The organism is Roseixanthobacter psychrophilus, assembly GCF_043195195.1.
In the GTDB taxonomy this organism is placed as follows: Bacteria; Pseudomonadota; Alphaproteobacteria; order Rhizobiales; family Xanthobacteraceae; genus NCEH01.
On sequence record NZ_JBAFWT010000005.1, the window covers coordinates 62,663 to 78,700 of the forward strand.

11 protein-coding genes are annotated in these 16,038 nt (G+C 66.7%); all 11 read right to left on the reverse strand.

The features are described from left to right. Positions 1 to 5: 5 nt before the first annotated feature. Positions 6 to 1,523 (reverse strand): type VI secretion system contractile sheath large subunit, encoded by a 1,518-nt coding sequence (gene tssC / locus V5F77_RS07140; protein ID WP_429004651.1) that lies wholly within the window; start codon positions 1,521 to 1,523, stop codon positions 6 to 8. A gap of 126 nt (positions 1,524 to 1,649) precedes the next feature. Continuing rightward, entirely contained in the window at positions 1,650 to 3,143 is a 1,494-nt protein-coding gene (gene tssC, locus V5F77_RS07145; protein ID WP_429004652.1) for a type VI secretion system contractile sheath large subunit, read from the reverse strand. A gap of 4 nt (positions 3,144 to 3,147) precedes the next feature. Beyond that, entirely contained in the window at positions 3,148 to 3,666 is a 519-nt protein-coding gene (gene tssB / locus V5F77_RS07150; protein WP_429004653.1) for a type VI secretion system contractile sheath small subunit, read from the reverse strand. A gap of 77 nt (positions 3,667 to 3,743) precedes the next feature. Continuing rightward, positions 3,744 to 4,835, reverse strand: a complete 1,092-nt coding sequence (tssA, locus tag V5F77_RS07155) for a type VI secretion system protein TssA (protein ID WP_429004654.1) — start codon at positions 4,833 to 4,835, stop codon at positions 3,744 to 3,746. A 209-nt stretch (positions 4,836 to 5,044) separates the two neighbouring features. Then, a complete protein-coding gene (gene tssM, locus V5F77_RS07160; protein ID WP_429004655.1) occupies positions 5,045 to 8,587 on the reverse strand; it encodes a type VI secretion system membrane subunit TssM in 3,543 nt (1,180 codons plus the stop codon). A gap of 33 nt (positions 8,588 to 8,620) precedes the next feature. Beyond that, positions 8,621 to 10,132, reverse strand: coding sequence for a type IVB secretion system protein IcmH/DotU (icmH, locus tag V5F77_RS07165; protein ID WP_429004656.1), 1,512 nt, complete (start codon positions 10,130 to 10,132; stop codon positions 8,621 to 8,623). 128 nt (positions 10,133 to 10,260) lie between these two features. Continuing rightward, entirely contained in the window at positions 10,261 to 11,595 is a 1,335-nt protein-coding gene (gene tssK / locus V5F77_RS07170; protein WP_429004657.1) for a type VI secretion system baseplate subunit TssK, read from the reverse strand. Next, positions 11,592 to 12,647, reverse strand: a complete 1,056-nt coding sequence (locus V5F77_RS07175; RefSeq protein WP_429004658.1) for an FHA domain-containing protein — start codon at positions 12,645 to 12,647, stop codon at positions 11,592 to 11,594. Before V5F77_RS07175 ends, tssK begins: the two co-directional genes overlap by 4 nt. Positions 12,648 to 12,664: 17 nt before the next feature. Further along, positions 12,665 to 13,252 carry a DUF6931 family protein gene (locus tag V5F77_RS07180; protein ID WP_429004659.1) on the reverse strand — a complete coding sequence of 196 codons (588 nt, stop codon included), beginning with the start codon at positions 13,250 to 13,252 and terminating at the stop codon, positions 12,665 to 12,667. Between the two features lie 10 nt (positions 13,253 to 13,262). Continuing rightward, positions 13,263 to 15,329: a type VI secretion system Vgr family protein gene (locus V5F77_RS07185; RefSeq protein WP_429004660.1), complete on the reverse strand. Its 2,067-nt coding sequence runs from the start codon at positions 15,327 to 15,329 to the stop codon at positions 13,263 to 13,265. A 199-nt stretch (positions 15,330 to 15,528) separates the two neighbouring features. After that, positions 15,529 to 16,005, reverse strand: a complete 477-nt coding sequence (locus V5F77_RS07190) for an Hcp family type VI secretion system effector (RefSeq protein WP_429004661.1) — start codon at positions 16,003 to 16,005, stop codon at positions 15,529 to 15,531. Positions 16,006 to 16,038 lie beyond the last annotated feature (33 nt).

Below are 16,038 nucleotides of genomic sequence, written 5' to 3' on the forward strand. Positions count from 1 at the left end.
TCGGTTCAACCGGTGCGCGATGCGGCGAGGGCCACATCGGTGACGAGCTTGAAGGTGGTGAAGATCTGATCGAGCTGGAAATGCGGCCGTAGATGCATAACGCAGGCGAACGTGCCCGGCCGGCTCGGCACCGCGCGCACCTCGACGCGCGCTTCGCGCAGCGGGAAGCGGGCCTTCATGTCGGGGCCGGCATCGTCATTGCCGAGGCAATAGGAATGCAGCCAGGCCTGCAGATCGCGCTCGCAGGCGTCGGCGCTGACATAGGCGCCGATCCGGTCGCGGATCTTCACCTTCACGTAATGGGCAAAGCGCGAGACGCACAAAATGTAGCGCAGCATGGCCGAGAGGCGGGCATTCACATTGGTCGCGGAATATCCGCCCTGGGGCACCTTCTGGATCGACGGGCTGGAATGGAACACCAGATAGGGCGTGTCCTTGCAGACGTTGATGGTCATGAAGCCCATCTGCCAGAGGTCGAACTCGGTCTGGTTGGCAAGGGCAAGCTCGCTGCCGAAACGCTCGACCACCCCCGGCGCGTCGGTTTCCGCGCTTGGCGCCTCGATGCCGGTGACGAGGCCGTGGTCGATCACGTCGCGCTGTGTCCCGCAGATGTCGGCGAACCAGCCGTGCAGGTCGAACGCGCGGATGAGCACCTCGCCGAAGGCATAGACAGCGCTGCCCCAGCACAGGTCATCCTCGGTGAGGCCCCGCAGGTCCTCGCGATAGCGAAAGCTGACACCGCTGACCCCGTCCCGCCCATAGGGCTTGCGCATCAGCACGCGGGGCAGAGCAAGCCCGAGGAAGCGCACATCCTCGGTGGCGCGCAGCCGTTCGAACCGCGCGTATTCGGCCCCGCGATAAAGCCCGCCAAGGCTCGGCAGATGGCTCAGCTCGGAAAAGCTGTCGAGGCCGAGCATGCGTGGGGAAGCGCCAAGGATGGCCGGCGCAAAGGCGGCGGCGGCGACCCCGGCAAGCCCGGCGAGCGCGGCCACATCGTCGGTGGGATGATCGGCCGTGGGGCGGTGCTGCACCTGGTAATCGCACAGCAACACGCCATAGGGCTGGCCGCCGGGCATCCCGAATTCTTCGCTATAGATCTTGCCGAACAATTGGCTCTGGTCGAAATCCGAAGCGCGGTCGAAATCCGCGCAGATCTCGCCCCAGGAGATATTCAGCACCCGCACCACCACCTTCTGGGCCGTCGCGGCGCAGCCGACGAGATAAGCAAGCCCCCGCCAGGAGGCCTCCAGCGCGCGGAACCGATCCTGGTGCAGGACCGCATTGAGCTGGTCGGTGAGCAATTCGTCGAGAAAGGCGATGTCGCGGTCGATCAGGCCCGGAAGCGCGGCTCTGCCGGGCATCTGCGCGAGGTCTTCGCCGAACCAGGCGATGAGGGCGCGCAGCGGATCGGTCTCGGCGAGAAAGGCCGTGAGGCGCGCGTCATCGGTGCGGCCGAGCGCCATATCGATGGCATGGCGCCGCAAGGGCGGCGGCAAGGAAGAGGGTGCGGGCAACGGCGGCATCAAATCGTCATCGGCACGTGGCGGCGCCGACGCACGGCCGGGCCCGGAGGGCGATGCCTCCGGGCCCGGCTGAAGCTGATCCACCAGGGAGTCCAAACGGGTGTCCTCCCGTGGCGCTCAATCGGTTCAGGACGCGGTCGGGATGCGGGCCACCATGCGCAGCGAGGTGGTCAGCTCTTCCATCTGCAGCCACGGACGCAGCCAGGCGACCGCGTTGTAGGAGCCGGGCTTGCCGGGAATCTCGCGCACTTCGACCTTGGCCTCGGCGAGCGGATACTTGGCCTTCATGTCCTGTCCGGCATCGGGATTGCCGTTGACGTAATTGATGATCCAGCGGTTCAGCCACTTCTCGCAATCGCTGGCTTCCATGAAGGAACCCACCTTGTCGCGGCCCATGATCTTGAGATAGTGGGCGAAGCGCGAGGTGGCCATCATGTAGGGCAGGCGCGCCGAGATCGCCGCATTGGCGGTTGCCTCGGGGCGGTCGTACTTCTTGGGCTTCTGCGTGGTCTGCGCGCCGAAGAACACGGCATAATCCGTGCCCTTGTAGTGGCAGAGCGGCAGGAAGCCGAGCTTGGACAATTCGGCCTCGCGGCGATCGGTGATGCCGATCTCGGTGGGGCACTGCTGGTCGCTGTCGCCGTCGTCGGAGACGAACACGTGGCTCGGCAGGTTCTCCACCTTGCCGCCGCCCTCGGCGCCGCGGATGGCGGTGCACCAGCCGTGCTGGGCGAAAGCGTCCGTGAGGCGCACGCCCATCACATAGGCCGAATTCATCCAGGTATAGTCGGAATGGTTCATGGCGCGCGGCACGCCATTGACCACCGGGGCTTCCTCGAAGTCGAACGCTTCCACCGGCTTGGTGTCGGCGCCGTACGGCAGGCGGGCGAGGGTGCGCGGCAGGGTCAGCGTGACGAAGCGGGAATCCTCGCTGTCACGGAACGAGCGCCACTTGGCATATTCGATGGAGTCGAAGATCTTCTCCAGGTCGCGCGGCTTGGACAGCTCGGTGTAATCGTCGAAGCCGAACAGCTTGGGGCTGGCGGCGGCGATGAACGGGGCGAAGGCCGCCGCCGCCACCGACGACATCTGCGTCAGCAGTTCGATGTCTTCGGGATGGTTGGTGAATTCATAGTCGCCGATGAGCGCGCCGTAAGGCTCGCCGCCGGGGCTGCCGAACTCGGTCTCGTAGATCTTCTTGAAGATCGTGCTCTGGTCGAATTCGGAAGACTTGGTGAGGCTCTTGTAGAGCTCTTTCTTGGTGCAGTTCATGACGCGGATCTTCATGCCCGCGCCGGTTTCCGAGTTCATCACCAGATAGTTCAGGCCGCGCCAGGTGCCTTCCAGCTTCTGGAAGTCCGCATGGTGCATGATGGCGTTGAGCTGGGTCGAGATCTTCGCGTCAATGCCCTTGATGGCATTGTTGATGGTCTGCGACAGGTTCTTGGAATAGGTGACCGTGCCGGAGAGCGCTTCGCGGGTGAAGGTGCGCAGCAGTTCGGCGGTGCGGTCGGGATCGGTCTGCTTGGTAGCGGCGATCGCCTGGTCGAGGAAGGACAGGGCACCGGCTTCGGCGACGGCACTTTCCGCTACAGCTTCCTGAGTCTGAGCTTCGGCCATAATCTCAGCCCTCCTTCTTTTCGGTTTCGGTTTCGATCCCGAGCTGGCTGCTCAGCGTCTTCAGGTCGTCTTCCTTGGTCAGGATCTGCTCAAGCAGGCTTTCCAGGTTTTCCGAACGGTCGGCCTTAGAGAGCAGGTCGCGCAGCTGGTCACGCGCTTCCATCAGCTTGCGCAGGGGCTCCACGCGCTGCACCACGGCGGCCGGATCGAAATCGTCCATGGACTTGAAGCCCAGCTCGACGGTCATCTGGCTGCCGTCGTCGGCCAAGGTGTTGTCCACCTTCAGCTTCAGGCCGGGGGTCATGCGCGCCAGGATCTGGTCGAAATTATCCCGGTCGATCTGGATGAACTTGCGATCGTTCAGCGGCTTCAGCGGCTCGGTGGCATCCGCCGAGAAATCGCCGAGCACGCCGACCACGAACGGCAGCTCCTTCTGGACCACCGCACCCTCGGTCTCGACATCATAGGTGATGTGGACGCGCGGCTTGCGCACGCGGTTAAGCTTCTCGTGAATGCTCGGCATCGCGCTTCAACCCCTCGTTTTCGGCTACGCAATCAGGCGGTACGGCTCACGCGTCCGGCCCGTCGGCCGGCGCAGGATCAGTTTTCCGCGTCCGGGGCCTTGAGGCCGGAGGCGATGTAGAAATAGCGGCGGGCATCCGCATCGATGATCAGCTCGTCCAGAAGCTGGCCGAGCGGCATCCGCCCGCGCCGCACGATCTCCTCCAGGGTGTAGGAGATCGGCGAATGGGGTTCGTGCTCGCGGAAATAGGCGGCGATCCGCAGGATCTGGCGCAGCGCGTCTTCCCGGTTGGAGGGGCCGCCGAACGCGGCCGGGGCCGATGATCCAGGAGCCCCGGAGGTCTCCTCGCCCGCCTCGACGTCGGCGCCGGAATCGGCCATCTCGCTGTGCTGCGCCGCCTGCGCGATCTTGTCGGCGGCAAACGTCTTCACCGCATCCAGAATGTTCGTCAGCACGCCGCGAATGGCGCCGGCCGGCGGTGCCTCGCGCCCCACATGGACGGAGAACGCATCGGACAAGGCATTCAGCGCTTCGAGGCTGGCATCCAGCTCGGCGACCAGCTTGCCGTAGAAGGCCGCGGGCGTCGCCTGGACCGCATTGGTGAAGGCTTCCAGCGACAGGCCACCGGCGGCAAGGCGCGCGTCGCGCTTCGCCGTATCGGCGATATGGACGATGTCGGAAGCCTGCTCGAACTGCCAGAAGGCGAAGGGCGTGTCGCCGCCCGTTATGGCCAGCTTGCGCAGCGGCTGGACCAGCGTGCCCTGCCCGTCCACACCGTTGAGGCCGATGAACGGGGCAAGCCGCGCTTCGTTCCCGTCTTCATCGGGCAAGGGATGGACGGTGTCCCAGAAACCGGAGACCAGCCCCTCGGCGACCCTGAGGCCGGTATAAAGACCGGTGAAGCCGTCGATCCGAACCAGTCCCTCGATCATCCAGGCGGCGATTTCGAGATCCTTGCCTTCCTCGGTCAGAATCTCGCCGGACAGTTCGACGACATCGCCCCATTCCTGGTGCGGCGGCGCGCCGTCGCCATCCACATCGTTCGCCCGCTCCACCCGGCGCGCGCTGGCGCGGGCATCCTTGACCCTGAGATAGCGCGAGGAAACCGAAACATCCGCGCGCGGATCGGTGCCGCTCGGCGCCTCCTCCGAGAGGGGCTGGAGCACCATGTCTGGGTCGAAAGTGCCGGTGAGGACCATGGGAGACCGAGCATGCCCTTGCTGCGTTGCGCCCGACCTGCGGAGGGTCCGTCCGAGGCGCCGCAGCGCGGGCCCTCGCACCGTCGGGTGGGTTCGCGCGAAGCTAGGCCGCCGACCAAAACACCTGTGTGACAAGCGTGATCTAGGCCGCGCCAATCGGGCCGCGTGGACCGCGCAAATCAGCCCGGTACCAGAGAGGGAAGGCATTTGAAGGAGGTCAGCGGGTTCTGGCGGAACGGATTGTTCACGCTCGCGGCGTCCAGGGTGAAGCTCGCCGCGCGCGGACCAAGATTGATGTTGAACGCGAACCGGTTCGCCGTGATGCGGGTGAGGCCGCGCGCATTGAGGAAGCGGAACAGCGCCCAAGGTCCGTTGACTGTCAGCGAGGAGGGCTGGCCGCTCTCCTGGGCACCGAATTCCACGCGCATGATGCCGCTTGCACCGGGCCATTTCACCGCCAGCGCCTGCGGCGGGCCGTATTGGTAGATGATCGACTGGCCGTCGATCTCCAGCTTCACCCGCATGGCGCCGGGGTCGAGATTGGTCGGCGTCACGTCGAAGGTGAGCTGCGGGGCGGTGGCTCCGGCGGGAAAGAACATGGTGCGAATGCGGGCCGCCTGCTCGAAATAGGCCAGCGCCGGTGCGGTGATGTCCGGCCGCGCGCCGGCATTGGCCAGCAGCTTCCAGGGCGCCACGCTCGTATCCACGAACGGCTTCAACTGCTTTTCGAAGAATTGGTCGAGCAGCCCGCCGGGGGCGAACATGCGGGTGAAATCGACGAGGGTTGCCTCATTCTGCGAATTTTCGAACGGATAGCGCCCGTTGATCGCCACCTGGCAGAACGGCAGCACCTGCGCCTTCCAGGCCGCATTCATGTCCTCGCGCACCCCGGCATTGGTGATGGCGGAGGTCTGGCGCACCAAGGCGAGGATCGATTCCGCCAGGGCCGGCGGCGCGCTCAGTGTGCTCATGCGCAACTGGCCGAGAATCTGGGAGAACGCCGGGCCGGAGGTCAGCTCGGTGACCTGCGAGGGGCTGGCGTCCCCGGCGCTGGCGGCGGGGCCGATGGCCATGCGCAACTGGGTCAGCGCCTTGACGACGTCGTCGATCGGGCTCGGCGTGCCGGTGACGAACGTATGCAGGCCGGCGAACCGGTCGGTCACCGGCTGGCCGGGCGAGGGACCGCCGCCGAGCAGGCTTGCCAGTTCCGCCTTGGCGGCCGAGGCGTCCGCCACATTGACCGGCTTGGCGGGCGGGGCCAGCGTGGTCTGCTGCGCCACCGCCGTGAGATAGACCTTCAGCGGCGAGGGCGGGCCGATCAGGGCCTGCAGCACCGCCATTTCCTGTTGCAGAGTGGCGAAGGGGGCGATGGTGATATCGCTCAGCAGGGCTTCCCACTGGGCCACATAGTCGCTGGTGTAGAGCGCCAGCATGTCCTTCTTGAGCTGGGACGCGCGCACCGCTGCCGGAGTGTTGGGATTGGCGGGCGTGCGGACCCAATCCTCGCGCACCAGCGCTTCGGCCACCTTGGAGATGGCCGGCAGCACCACGGTGAAGAAGTTCGCCGCCGTATACATGCCGGCGATGCCGTCCGCGAGCGTCTTGCCGGAGCGGCGCACCAGCGCATAGGGCGCGAGCGGCCCTGCGGCATCGGCCACGCTCCAGGGCTGAAGCTCCTTCACCTCGGGCAGATCCTCCAGGATCGAGAGCCCGCGCTCGGCGGCGGGATATTGGTTCAGCACCGCGCGGGCCCGCGCAACCAGACTGGCGTTGAGATCGAGCTTGGGAAAGCGAGCGTCGATCAGGTTCGAAAGCTGGGTCACCAGGGCCGCGCGCAGCGGCGCCTGGGCGGGACCGGGATAAGTCGTGGCCCATTCCCGCCGCATCCAGGCGACCACCAGTTCCTTGTCCATCGGGGCGACGCCGCCGAACATGAGATAGACCATCAGCTCGCCGTACAGCGTGCTGGGCTTGCTCATATTGGCCTCGATCTGGCGTTGCAGGGCGAGGTCGAGCCGGGGCAGGAACAGACTCTGCAGCGCGTCGGTATATTCGGTGCGCGTCGCGGTGGCGAGGCGCGGGGTCTGGCTGAGGCCGGCGGTATGGGCGAGCGGCACGCTTTGGCTGCGGTCGTTCCAGCCGGTGGGCATGGCGGCGAGCGTGGTCAGCGCCGGCACCGCCACGGACAGATCCGCATCGCCGCCCGGCTTCAGCACGGCACTTTCGCCAAGCGGCGCGATCACCTGTCTGGCCCGGTCGGCGGAGCGGTCCACCTGTTCGATCAGGGCGCGGTTGCCAAGGAAGCTCACCGTCCACCACAGGCCGAGCCCCACCGCGATACAGCCGGCGAGCGCGGTGAGGCCCCATTGCAGATGCTTCTGGCGCCGCTTCAGCTCGGAATCGATCCCCACCAGGCCGGCTTCGCCGAAAATCACTTTCTCCAGCGTGTCATGGATGAAGAAGCCGGTGCGCCGACGCTCCACCACCGCCGAGCCGCCCTCCGGGCGCTCCTGCGGGAGCAGGCGATAGGGGCTCTCGTTCCCCACCTCCTCGGCGTCCGCGCTGGTGAGATAGAGCCCGCGCAACAGCAACGGCCGCTCGTATCCGCTCGGTTTGAACATGTCCTCCAGCAGATCGCACACCGCCGGCTTCAGCGCCGCGAGATAGGGCAGGAACATGAAGGTGTCGAAGCGCCGCCCGGCGTCGGCCTCGAGGTTCACCCGATTGAGCACGCGCGGAAGCTGCCATTGCAGCAGGTTGTCATATTCTCGGTTGAGGAAGGCGAACAGGGTTTCGCCCTCCGCGCTCAAGCCGTTTTCGTCGCAGAGCGGAAAGGTGAGGCCGAACACCCGGTTGCGCTCCTCGGCGGTGATCCCGTCGAAGAAGGCGTGGAAGCCGGGCACGCGGTCGGCCTTGGTGAGCACCACATAGACCGGAAACCGCACCTTCAGCCTTGTCTGCAAGCCGACGAGCTGCTGGCGGATGTCGGCGCCATGGGTCAGCCGCTCGGCTTCGCTCCACCCCTCCAAATCCTCCAGATTGATGGCGAGGATGACGCCATTGATCGGCTGGCGCGGCCGGTGCTTCTTCAGCAGGGCGACGAAATTGGTCCAGACCTGACGCTCGCTGCCGGAGGCGATGCCATCGCCGCGAAACGGGCCCTGGGTATCCACCAGCACGGCCGCGTCGCTGAAAAAGAAGGCGCAGGAGGCGCCGGCGGCGATCTGACCACCGGGGCCGTCGCGCCGGTCGGCCACCGGAAAGCGCAGCCCCGAGCGGCGGATCAGCGAGGTCTTCCCCGCCCCGCCCATTCCAGTGACCAGATACCAGGGCAATTGATAGGCGTAGGACCGGCCCCAGCGATGCGACAGGCGCATGCGCCGCAACACCCCCATGGCGCGCTGGAAGCCGTCCGCGAGCGCGGCGGTCTGGGCCTCTACCTGCGCGTCGCGCGCCGGGACCACGCCCGCCGGCAGCAAGGCCTTGTGCTCGGCGGCGGGGCCAGCCGGCTCGGGACGGGTACGCCAGCTCAGCACGATCAGAACGCACAAAAGCAGCAGCACCAGGAGCGCGAGCACGCGCGGCGTCGCGTCCGCCATCGGCGCATCGCCGCCGATGCTCACCAGGGGCGCGAGAAACCAGATGGCGGCGGCCAGGAGGACCGCCACCACGATCAGCACCACCCAGCGCCAGAACGCGCGCGACGTCAGCATTTTCACCATATTTCTCGTCCCCTCGCTGGGCTCTGCGGGGCGCTATTGGGGAGACAGCACGATTTCGACGCGCCGGTTGGCCTGCCGACCCTCGGGCGTCGCATTGGAGGCGATGGGATCGGCGGCGCCGCGCCCGGTGGCGCTGAGGCGCGCCGGGCCGCCCATCTCGGCGGCCAGGAAATCCGCCACCCGCCCGGCGCGCGCCTGGGACAGCGCCTCGTTGTTGGGATAGGTGGCGGTGCGGATCGGCACATTGTCGCTATAGCCGATCACTTCCACAGCCCCGCGGGTCTTCATCAGCGCGGCGGCCACGTGCTTCAACACATCGGTGAAGGGCGCGCGGATGCCCGTGCTCGCGGTGGCGAACACCTCGCCCACGGTGCGGATCACCACCTTGTCCCCTTGCTTCATCACCTGCAGGACGCCGGCCTTCTGCTCGGGCGCCAGGAAGGTGGAGACGATCTGGAACGGATCGGGGGCCGGCGCCACCGGCTTTGGCGGCGCCGCCGGTACGGGGGCGGGCTGGGCCGCCGCAACGGCCGGAGCGGCCGGTTTGGCCGCCGCCGGGGCCACGGCCGGGGGCACAGGCGCCGCGAGCAGCGCCGACACCTTCTCCACCGCCAGCGTGCTCTGCTGGCGCAGCGACGTGGCGAGCGCGATATAGGCGAGGGTCAGCAGAACCGCGAGCACCGCCCCGCCGATCCAGATCGGCAGCACATCGCGCAGCGCATGCTGCTGCACGCTCACGCCGCGCCATTTCGGCGACAGATCGGTTTTCACCGGGCCGTGGGTGCTGCGCAGGAGCTGGAAGATCTCCTCGCACAGATGCGCGAGCTCCCCGGCCCCGTTGGCGGCGAGGCGATATTTGCCCTCGAAGCCGAACTCCAGGCAATAATAGAAGAACTCGATCTCCTTCAGCACCGCCTGCGGCGCCGCCATCATCTGGTTGAGCAGGGCGAAGAAGCGCTCGCCGCCCCACGTCTCGCGGAAGAACATGGAAATCATGCTCTTCGACGACCAGAAGCTGTCCTTCCCCCAACTGGTCTTCAGCACCCCGTCGTCGACCGTGGCGGCGAGCGCGTACAAGGTGATGCGCACCTGCTGGGAGGTGAGGCCGTTGGCCGTCGCCTGGGCCTCGAAATCCTGCAGGCCCTGGACCAGGGTCTGGTGCAGCCATTCGATGTCGGGGGTTTGGGTCGTCGCCTCGATGCTGGCGAGCAGATCGAAGATCGGCGCCGCGAGGCCGAGGCTTGGATTGTCGCGATAGACCTCGAACGCCGCATAGAGCGCATCGGAGCGCTCGATCCCGGCGGATGGCGCCTTGCGCGCGGGAGCCGGCGCTTCTGCCCGCCCGCCCGGGCTTGGCGCGGGCGGGGCTGAAGGCGCGGCGCGCGGGGCCTCGAAGGGCGGCGCGAAAGGGGAAGCTGCGGCAGAGCGGGGGCGGCCCTGAGGCGGCGCGGATTGCGCCCGGACCGGACCCTCGGCGGGGGCCGGGACGACCGAGCCGAGCTGGCGCGCGGCGGCTGCGGGACGAGCGAAAATGGTGTCATCCATATTCCCTTCGCTCGGCCCGTTGCTGTTCATGCGGTCGAAATCCCGTCCGGCGCTGCCGTGTCTGCCCTTCCCTTGTGATGCCTTCCTGTTGCGTGCAGATGACTGTTCGAGACCGGCGTCGCTTAAGGTTAATTGCGGATCGCCCACATCTCCATGTGAACCCCGGGAAAGTCGCCGGCGAGGTGCACGGCGATGCCGCCCGAGACCGCCAATTGCTTCCACAGCGGGCTGGCCGGCTCCAATTCGAAATAGACCGCGCCGGCATTATAGGGAATCTGGCGCGGGGCCAGCGCCAGGGGCCGCACCCGGATGCCGGGAAGCTGCACATTCACGAGTTCGCGGATCTGCTCCACGGGGCCGATCTTGATCAGCGCCGGCAGCGAGCGACGGATGGTTTCGCCGGGCATGTCAGCCTTCACCACCAGCACGAAATTGGCGCCGGAAATCAGGCTGCGATCCTGGATGGTGCCGACGCGGATGCCATATTTGCGATCCAGCAACGGAATCTGCACCGCGCTCTGCTCCAGCACCGCGCTGAGCGAGCGGCGCAATTCCACCATCACCGGCTCGAACGTCTCTTCCAGATTGTCATGGCGATAGACGGCGAAATCACGCGGCCGCTTCTGCACCGCCGTGAACGTGGCCAATTCCCCCGCCAGTTCCAGGAAGGTGGCATAGAGCCGCTCGGGGTGCAGGGCGGAGAGCCGGGCGAGATGGGCAAGGTGCGGCTCGGCGCGGTTGATCACCTGGAGCATGAGGAAATCGGCGATTTCCGCCACCCCGTGGCTGTCGGAGCCGGTAACGCGTGGCGCCAGCGCCTCGCCGCGATGGTGCAGCATCGCGGTCAATTCATTGAGAAAGCCCGACAGCGCGGGCGAGGCCGACGCATCCAGAAACGGCGAGATATAATTGGGATCGAGCCGCACCTTGCGGTCGGCGCCCACTTCCGCAACCCGCGCGAGACCGAGGCAGTGGAAGCCGCTGCGGTCCTGATTGGCTAGCAGCAGCGACAGCCGCAGCTTGGCGGTGCGGATGCGGGCGGTGTTGTTGGAGCCGCTGATCTCGTCCACCACCTCCATCTCTTCCGAGCCGAAGCGGGCGGCGGAATTGCGCATGCCGCCCACTTCCACATCCGCCGCGCCGCGCTGGCGCACCGGAAGGCACAGATAGACCACGCTATCGGTGAGGCTCACCGGCAGGTCGATGGGCTCGGGGTGTTCGTGATCCTCGGGGATGTCGAACGGCGTGCCGTCCTCGAACACGCCCTGGCACCGGTCGAGCGCGAATTTGCCGAGCGCCAGCAGGTCGCGATTGATGGCGAGCGCCCGCAGGCCGAAGGGGAACGGGCACAGCCCCTCCACCCGCTGCCGCACCAGGCGTTCCAGATAGCGGTCCTGCTGCTGAAAGTGCTGGGCGCGCAGGAACATGCCCTCGGACCAGACGACCTTGCCATTGGTGTTCATCGCGTCTCGTCTCCGTCAGGGGGGCGGCGGTACATGGGATCGGGATCGGGCGGCTCCCACGCGTCCGGCGGCACGCTGCCCTGCGCCGGGCCACGCGAGACCTCCCGCTCCGCCCGCAATTGGCCGGCGATCCGCACCGAGAGGCTGACCAGGGAGAGGCCGGCCCATTCCGGATCGAGCGCCGCAAGCCGCGCCAGCGCCTCGTCCGCCGGCCCCGCCAGCAGATCCTCGCCGCCCGGAGCCCCGGCGGCATCGGCCGCCTCGGCGATGCGCGCGAGCGCTTCCACCAGGGCCAGAACGGTGGCGTGCGGCAGAGCCGGCGCGCTTGTCTCAGCGGCCGCCGGCGGCGGTTCGAAAGGGGGAAGGGGGGTGCGCGCGGTCCCGAACGGCGGCATCTGGCGGGGCGCGGGGGCAAAGGCCTCCTCATCCCAGCTCTCGGGGATCTGCTGGTTGACGGGCCGCACCACGCCGAGCGCCTGAAGTTCGGCCGGCACATGGTCGGGCTCGGCTCCAGTCTGCCACGGACTGGTTTCGAACAGCGGCGTCGGCAGCGGGGCGGGCGGATCTTCCGTCCAGGGCAGCAGCGAGGTGGGGGAGTATTGCCGAAAGGCGGTATCACGCCCGACCTGCGGCACATCGGCGAACGGATCGGCGGCCGCCGCCAGCGGCGCGCGCGGGCCGGCCGCGCCGGGCAGGATGGCCAGGAACGGATCGCGCTGGGCGTCGGCATCCTGCAAGCTCGCCTGAAGCGTCACGCTGGCAAGGTGCAGCAGGTCGCCGTCGCTCAAGATCACCGAATTGCCGCGCCCGAGCGGCTGTTGGGCATTGTTGATGAACAGGCCATTGACCGAGGTGTCGATGACCACGAACACCCCGGCCTTCAGATCGATGGTGCAGTGATGTCGCGACATGAGCCGCGCCGGATCCTCGATCACCCAATCATTGTCATCCACCCGGCCGATGCGGAACGGCCCCTGGGTGACGCTGCGCGTGCGCGCATGCAGCGGCAGATTGGCCGGATCGACAATGGTCAGGCGAAGGCTCGGTGCCATGCTCCTCATGCGCTCCTTCAGGCCGCCGTCCGGCCGCTGCCGCCATTGGCGATGTCGGCGCCGATGGTCAGCACCTGCGCATGGCGTTCGCCGATGGTCTTGGCCGGGCCGGGCACGCAGCACAGGAGCAGCGCGGCGCCGATCGCGCTGCCGGTCAAGGCATCGCCCGGCGGCACAACCATCACCGAGTCCGGCGGCGCAAGGCTGCCGCCCGACCAGAAGGTGCCGAGCGCCGCATAGGCGCCGGCGGTCTCGAATTTCAGCGCCTCCGCGGGCGCATAGGCGGCCCGGCGGTTGGCCTCCGTCGGCTCATAGACCCACGCTTCCGCCGCGTTCCAGGCCGCGGTTTCCTTCGCCGGCAATTCAGGCGGCAGCAGGCGCGCACGCACCGCGCACGCCCACCAGACCGCCTCGCGCCGGGGCAGGCCGAGGGCGAGGAACCGCAGCGCCTCGCTATGCAGCTCCGCATCGGCGAGCGCCTGAATGAAGCCGGCGGCCGTGAGGCCCGGGCTCAGCAGCGCCTGCGCCTCCGCGCTCGGTTCGAGCTGCGCGGTGAGGTGCTCCGCGAGGGCGTAGCGCAGCTTGGGGAGAAAACCGAGATCCATCCGCGCTCCCCTAATTGATGGTGACCAGGCCGCCCTGGACCTGGACCGTGCCGCTGCCGTTCACCGTCACCATCGGCCCGCTGACCGCCACCTTGGCGGTGCCGGAAAGGGTGATCTGCGTGCCCGAGAGGGCGATGCCGCTCTGGCTGATGGTGATCGAATTGCCCCCCACCTTCAGCGTGATGGTCTGCGCCGCCTGCAATGTGATGGAGCCGCCGTTGCACTTGAGCGTCGCATTGCCCGAACCGAGCGTGACGGTCTGGTTGCCCTGGCTGATATCGGTGGTCGAATTGCCCTGCGAGACAGTCAGCGCGTGATTGCCCTGCGACACCGTCGTGGTGGCATTGCCCTGCGAGACGGTGAGGGTCTGGTTGCCCTTGGCAACCGTGAGATCCTCGTTGCCGGTGGAGATGGTGACCGCCCGGTTGCCCTTGGAGACCGTCACCGTTTCATTGCCTTCCGAGACCGTCTCGGTGCGGTTGTTGGTGATGGTAATGATCTGGTCGTGCTTGACGTTCAGCGTGTCGTCATTCTCCACGTCGCGCGTCTGGTCCTTCTGCGCGTGCATGTAGATCAGCTCGGCGCCCTTCTTGTCCTCGAAGCGCAGCTCGTTGAAGGTGGTGGCGTCCCCCTGGGCGCTGGAGCGGGTTTTCAGCCCGCTCTGGGTCTTGTTGTCCGGCAAGGTATAGGGCGGCAGATTTGTGCCGTTATAGACGCAGCCGGTAATCAGCGGCCGGTCCGGATCGCCCTCCAGGAAGCTCACCACCACTTCCATGCCGACGCGCGGCGTGAACAGCGCGCCCCAGCTATTGCCGGCCATCATTTGCGCGACGCGGATCCAGCACGAGCTTTTCTCATCATTGGTGCCGAGCCGGTCCCAGTGGAACTGCACCCGCACCCGCCCGTATTTGTCGCAATAAATCTCCTCGCCCGAAGGCCCCACCACGGTGGCGGTGTGGGGGCCTGGAATGAGCGGGCGGCGCGTCACCGGCGGCGGGCGATAGGCGAGCGTCGCGGGCAGGGCGGTGAAGCTGTTGGCATAGCGCACCTCGCCGGACTGGTTACCGATGTGCGAGGGGTCCTGTGCCTGATGGGTGACCGTGGAGAGGACATAGGATTTGCCTTGCTCCGCGCTCACTTCATGCTTGGCCATGGTGAATTTGCCGCCGGCCTGGAAGGAGGGGTAATTGGCCTGCCCCCGCACCACGGCATAGGCCGCCTCCACCGCCTCCATGCGCACCCGCGAGGTCGAGGCGCCGTCCGCCTTCTTGGTGTAATCGCCGGGATAATCATAGATTTCCCAGGACTTGAAGGCGGAGTTGGCGAGCACCGTATTGGTGGTGGAGGTGAGATCGGTGCTTGGCTGCTCGAAATCATAATCGTTCAGCGTGGTCTTGCCGGACTGGAAGTGCGACGCCGATTCCCACGTCTGCACCGCCAGCGTATCGCCGCCCTGCGGCTGGGCGTGCTGCACGTTCTTGTCGGCGCAATCGGAATAGCCGGCGGTGCTGTCGCTGAGGATCAGCGTGTGCTTCCCGTCGGTGTGCTGGAAGCAGAAATAAATGCCCTCTTCCGCGAACAGGCGGGTGAGGAAATCGAAATCGGTCTCGCGATATTGCACGCAATACTCGCGCGCGGGGTGCGAGCCGGAGAGCCCTTGCTTCTGATAATCGGTAATGCCGCCGTCGCCGAGCAAGGTGTCGGCGATCTGGGTGACGCTCTGGTTCTGGAAAATACGGCAATCGGCGGTGCGGGTGAGCAGCCAGAACTTCGGCGCCAGCACCACCTCATACCGGCGCATGCCGTCCACGGTCTTGTCCGCCGCCATGAACGACACGACGATGCCGTTGATGCAGCGCGGATCGGCATCGGGACGCGCGATCTTCACGGTGATCGGCTTGCCGAGCAGGCTGTCGGGCGTGATGGCGGTGTTGCTCGACACCATGGAGAGCGTGAAGCGGAACAATTGCGACAGCCCCTCGGTCCCCGAAAACGCCGTGGCGATGAGCACATCGCCGCCGAGCGGGGTGGTGAGGGTGAGCAGGCGGTCGGTCTGGACCGGCGCTTCGGTACTCATTCAATCGGTCCCGTGGCACGCGGCGCCCGGTCGCGGACCCGCCGTGCGGAAAAAGCGTGAGGCCAAAACCGGCACAGCCGGAATGGGGGCGCGCGCCCCCATCCCGGCCGAAACGAAGGTCGGCGTGAGGCGTCGGCCCCAGCCAAACCCTATGTCCAAGACCCGATCGGGAGGTCTCCCGATCAGGAGGTGTTCCCGATCAGGAGGTCTTGGTGGTGGACATGTCGTACGACACGGTGACCGGGGTGCCGGCCTTGTTGGTGTCGTCATAGGGGGTGAACTTGAACTCAAGCTTGGTGAAGGAGATCGAGACCGATTCAGTCGGGCGGTCGCCGCCGGAGGAGACCGAATAGGACGAGATCAGCGCATTGGTCAGCGTGTAGGTGCAATAGGTGGCGCCAGGGCTGCCGGTGGTGGTGAGGTCGATCTTCACCGTCTTGCCGGTATTGCCGGTGCAGGCTTCCGTGAACAGCTTGGGCGAGGAGGAATCGAACATCTTGACGATGGAGACTTCGCTCACCGACGGCTCGGAGGCTTCCCGATTGTTGGTGGAGCCGGAGACCGTCGAGATGCCGCGGCCGACGCCCCAGGACATCGACAGAACGTCGATCCACTTGGTGTGATCCTGCTGGGTCGCTTCACCGGGAATCCCATCGTAATTCACATAGATGGCCATGGCTTATCTCTCCACCTTTATTAAATTTGATTT

Bases quoted from the DNA above. Each gene is read 5' to 3' on its own strand.
- tssA (WP_429004654.1), bottom strand. From the start codon at position 4,835: ATGGTGCTCCAGCCCCTCTCGGAGGAGGCGCCGAGCGGCACCGATCCG.
- icmH (WP_429004656.1), bottom strand. From the start codon at position 10,132: ATGGATGACACCATTTTCGCTCGTCCCGCAGCCGCCGCGCGCCAGCTC.
- tssK (WP_429004657.1), bottom strand. From the start codon at position 11,595: ATGAACACCAATGGCAAGGTCGTCTGGTCCGAGGGCATGTTCCTGCGC.
- tssB (WP_429004653.1), bottom strand. From the start codon at position 3,666: ATGCCGAGCATTCACGAGAAGCTTAACCGCGTGCGCAAGCCGCGCGTC.
- tssC (WP_429004652.1), bottom strand. From the start codon at position 3,143: ATGGCCGAAGCTCAGACTCAGGAAGCTGTAGCGGAAAGTGCCGTCGCC.
- V5F77_RS07190 (WP_429004661.1), bottom strand. From the start codon at position 16,005: ATGGCCATCTATGTGAATTACGATGGGATTCCCGGTGAAGCGACCCAG.
- V5F77_RS07180 (WP_429004659.1), bottom strand. From the start codon at position 13,252: ATGGATCTCGGTTTTCTCCCCAAGCTGCGCTACGCCCTCGCGGAGCAC.
- V5F77_RS07185 (WP_429004660.1), bottom strand. From the start codon at position 15,329: ATGAGTACCGAAGCGCCGGTCCAGACCGACCGCCTGCTCACCCTCACC.
- tssC (WP_429004651.1), bottom strand. From the start codon at position 1,523: ATGCCGCCGTTGCCCGCACCCTCTTCCTTGCCGCCGCCCTTGCGGCGC.
- V5F77_RS07175 (WP_429004658.1), bottom strand. From the start codon at position 12,647: ATGGCACCGAGCCTTCGCCTGACCATTGTCGATCCGGCCAATCTGCCG.
- tssM (WP_429004655.1), bottom strand. From the start codon at position 8,587: ATGGTGAAAATGCTGACGTCGCGCGCGTTCTGGCGCTGGGTGGTGCTG.